This is a genomic window from Halobacillus sp. (assembly GCF_049282395.1).
Taxonomy (GTDB): domain Bacteria; phylum Bacillota; class Bacilli; order Bacillales; family Halobacillaceae; genus Halobacillus.
Genome location: NZ_JBAPTY010000011.1, coordinates 1 through 3,662, shown reverse-complemented (window position 1 = coordinate 3,662; position 3,662 = coordinate 1). Strand labels below are relative to the sequence as shown.

Genomic DNA, 3,662 nt, shown 5'->3' with positions numbered 1-3,662 from the left:
AGAGTCAGAAGTGATCATGTGCGAATATGGAGACGTAGAGGACCCGGAATACACAATCGCCCTAGTTGGCGGTTCTCATAGTGCGCATTGGTTAGCCCCACTGAAAATATATGCGAACAACAATGATATAAAAATATTGAACTACACCCGGAGTGCATGCAGGTTCTCCAGCGAATCTTATTTATTAACCACGAAACTCGACCAAAAAACGTGTGCCGAGTGGAATGAGACCGTGATGGATAAATTAATCGAGAAACAACCGGATTTAGTTTATACACCCGGTGATGCTACGGAATGGGAAGGAATACCAGAGGGTTATGTGGATCAGTGGAGAAAACTGGATGAGCATGACATAAACGTATTTGCCCTGAAAGACAACCCGCGAGCTGAGTTTGATATCCCAACGTGTATAGATAAAAATGGTCCAAATGCTGAAGAATGTACAACGAAAAATAACCTTGAAGACTTATCAGATGAAGTTGATCAGCTCAATTTGGACAATGTGTACTATGCTGATTTGACGGACAAATTCTGTACTGAGGATGTATGTAAGCCGATTATAGGAAATGTATTAGTCTATCAGGACGGACACCATCTAACGAGAACGTATGCGAAAACGCTGGCGCCTTATGTGGGTAAGAAAGTAACAAAAGCATTGAACCATTTTTATGATGAGTAGCCGGGTTATATGGCTATGGGAAGAGCACCTCTTTATAGGGGTGCTTTTTTTTGGTGCAAGCTATATTATACTCTCATTAAGATTGTGAATTGTTCCCTCATGGAATAAACTATAGATAATATCAGATGGAGGGAGGCAACCCTATGATTATGGTTGAAAATACGGAATTAAATGCGGGCGTAGAGGTTTCCGGAGACTATCATGACTTTGAAGCCCTGTACGAAGCGATACATAATATTGTAGGTGAAGAAGGGGAATATCCTCCTTATGAAGGGGCAAGGCTCCACGTGCTGGCGGTATGTTATGATCTTCGTCATGCCATGATGGGGGATCGTTCGTTTAAACGAGTGGAAAACGGATTCGATCGGGAGAAAATGAGATACTTATCCATGATCGCCAGTGAAGAAAATATCTATTTAACGATTCATGTCCTATGGCCGGAACTTCTATTTGTAACGATGGCACTCAACGATTTCATTAAGGAATATGCAGGCAAAAACGCACGGCATACAAGTAATTCTTTAGAGCATACAAAGAATATTTGGAGCGAGGATATCGCTATCATACGGATGTTTCAATCACAAATCGCCAAAGCTATTGGTACGATGGTTTCTCCTTCTTCTTACACGCGTATGATGAACATGCTGAACAAGAATGATTATGGGACTATGAATTATACCACTCAATACCTGACCGTGTTAAACAGCAAATTTATCAATATGGATGCAGATGAACGAATGAGAAATCTGACCATTATGGCGAAGCGTTTAACAGAAGCAGGTAAAGAGTATGAAGAAGTAAAGAAAGAAGTACGGGAAGCTGCGAAGAACTACCAATGCTCTCCCCAGGATATTCGGCTGAATATGCATTTTCCGGAGGAGATTGACTGGTAAAGATTATCTTATAGAGCAATTACAACTTCTGTAACTGGTTGTTTTTTATTTTGTTTACCCCATGTACATAAATGAAAATGGATTTGTGCTTATAGAGGTTTTTGCAAAGGTGTACAAGCCAGCGGATGGTGGGAAAAGGAAGACAAGTAATCGTTTTATTTAAGGAGGTACTAACATGATTGATCCGTCCGACTTACCCATGGAAATCGTCCGAGATTTTCAGTTGTTTTTAAACTATATTGACCAGGAAAAAGTGACCCTAACCAAAACGAAAGGATATATACAGCGTAAGCATTGCTATCAGTTGAACCAACGGTTTGAAGTGCAAAATACAGGGGTTACGGAAAAGAATGATCAAATCTACTATCCACGCGTTCATTTGTTCTATTATCTAGCTCTGAATGGGAAATTAATGACCTGTAAAGGCAATCGCCTGATCTTGCTGGATCGTGTAACTGAATTTAACCGTTTTTCCGATGTGGAGAAGTACTTCTTTTTGCTGGAAACGCTGTGGGTGGATACGGACTGGATGGTATTCACAGAACACGAGGAAGCCGTCTATGAATCTGTCATAGATGCCTGCGGCGGAGTTCTCTCACAACCCCCGGAACAGGAGATCGAAGTGACCTGGGGAAGGTTTGCTGGGTCTCTCTTTCAGATGGGGCAAATGGTGTCTGTGCTTTCTTATTTTGGATTATGGAATTACACGCTTTTGGAAAAAATGGAACCATTCAAACAAAATATCCACCCAGCCTCGATTCAGACTACGAAGGTGGGGGGGAAACTCCTGGAGACACTCTTGCTCACCCGCCCGGTTTCGGTTTGGAATGTGCCAGCAAGAAAGCGAGAAGGTGAATGGCTGGTCAACCCCGGGCGTTATCCGGAAGAGGGGAATAGTCTGATTTTTGTAGAGGACATGGCTACCCAAGATTATGGTTTGCACTTTTTCTACGGAAATGGAGAAGAGCAGTTTATGGATCGTTTTCAAGATTTGATTGAAACGGATGATCTAAAGCAAACCTTTCCTAGAGAAGTAGAAGAGTTGTTTCAAGGTACCTACACATTTCGGCTGAAGCATGGGAAATCGACGATTAGAATTCAGTGTTATTCTATTCTCACCATGGCAGATCTTCATGATGTCATTCAACAGGCTTATGAGTTACCGGATGGTCATTTGTACAGCTTTTTCATGACCGGCAAAGCCTGGACGGAACCTTCCATTGACAGTCCGGAAGAGTGGGCGCTGAAACCTTCCGCTGATGAGGTCTTAATTGGGGAAATAGGGTTAAAACAAGGCGATACGATCCTTTATATTTATGACTATGGTGAAGGGTGGCGAGTGATGATAAAGGTGGAAGAGATGGTTGAAGATAGCTGAAGTCACGCAATGGATGAAACTCTTGAGTGTGCTTAGAGTGGATAAATCGCATAATCAATTATTGATCAAACTGACCTTCATTTATCCCTTTCAATCTAGTAAATAGAAACGCTCTTAAACTTTGATCCAAATGCGAGATTTCTTGCGGGTAGTAGATGAGATATTGAGCCTTCCTGATGTCGAGGATGTGTATACTCCTATGCCCATCACTCTCCAGTTCGGTACGCGTTAAAATATAATCCATTGTATCATTTCTTCCTTCCAATATAGTAGTAAGGCAGCGCAGCAAATCGTAGGTATTGCTGCGCTGCCTTGTTTTCATTGAGTCTTACTATGCAGAATGTCTTCTATACTCCTTTCCGGTAACTTATTCCGGAGATTTATACAAATCATCCGGTACGTTTACGTCATTGAATAAAGCAGCTGGACTGACTCCCAGAGCAAAAGAGATCGCAATGATCTGGTAGATGCCGGGATGCCTGTCTGCTCGTTCAATGTAGCCGATATAGTTTGGTGACAGCTCGACTTTATCGGCGAGCTCTTCCTGGGTCATGCCCAGTTCTGTTCGTGTGTTACGTACTCGAGTGCCAAATATGGCAATGGCTTCTTCAATAGGTTCTTTTCTCATACTAAAATTCTCGTATGCAATGGATGAAGTTACCACAAACTGAGCGTGATATTTTTACATATTAAGTAAATATAGAGGTGTTTT

At 41.9% G+C, this 3,662-nt stretch carries 4 protein-coding genes; 3 read left to right on the top strand and 1 reads right to left on the bottom strand.

Going from position 1 to position 3,662, the window contains the following annotated elements:
• The 3 genes from WAM07_RS00500 to WAM07_RS00490 all read left to right on the top strand — a co-directional run.
• A partial coding sequence (locus WAM07_RS00500) for an SGNH hydrolase domain-containing protein (protein ID WP_422163848.1) occupies positions 1–679 on the top strand: 679 nt, incomplete at its 5' end.
• Positions 680–822: 143 nt separating this feature from the next.
• Complete coding sequence (locus tag WAM07_RS00495; protein ID WP_422163846.1) at positions 823–1,572, top strand: DUF6904 family protein; 750 nt, start codon at positions 823–825, stop codon at positions 1,570–1,572.
• A 175-nt stretch (positions 1,573–1,747) separates the two neighbouring features.
• Positions 1,748–2,950 carry an IS1096 element passenger TnpR family protein gene (locus WAM07_RS00490; protein WP_422163844.1) on the top strand — a complete coding sequence of 401 codons (1,203 nt, stop codon included), beginning with the start codon at positions 1,748–1,750 and terminating at the stop codon, positions 2,948–2,950.
• A gap of 367 nt (positions 2,951–3,317) precedes the next feature.
• Here WAM07_RS00490 and WAM07_RS00485 read toward each other — a convergent pair whose 3' ends face one another.
• Complete coding sequence (locus tag WAM07_RS00485; RefSeq protein WP_422163842.1) at positions 3,318–3,578, bottom strand: helix-turn-helix domain-containing protein; 261 nt, start codon at positions 3,576–3,578, stop codon at positions 3,318–3,320.
• Positions 3,579–3,662 lie beyond the last annotated feature (84 nt).

Excerpts from the sequence above, each read along its gene's own strand:
- WAM07_RS00495 (WP_422163846.1), top strand. The coding sequence starts at position 823 with ATGATTATGGTTGAAAATACGGAATTAAATGCGGGCGTAGAGGTTTCC.
- WAM07_RS00490 (WP_422163844.1), top strand. The coding sequence starts at position 1,748 with ATGATTGATCCGTCCGACTTACCCATGGAAATCGTCCGAGATTTTCAG.
- WAM07_RS00485 (WP_422163842.1), bottom strand. The coding sequence starts at position 3,578 with ATGAGAAAAGAACCTATTGAAGAAGCCATTGCCATATTTGGCACTCGA.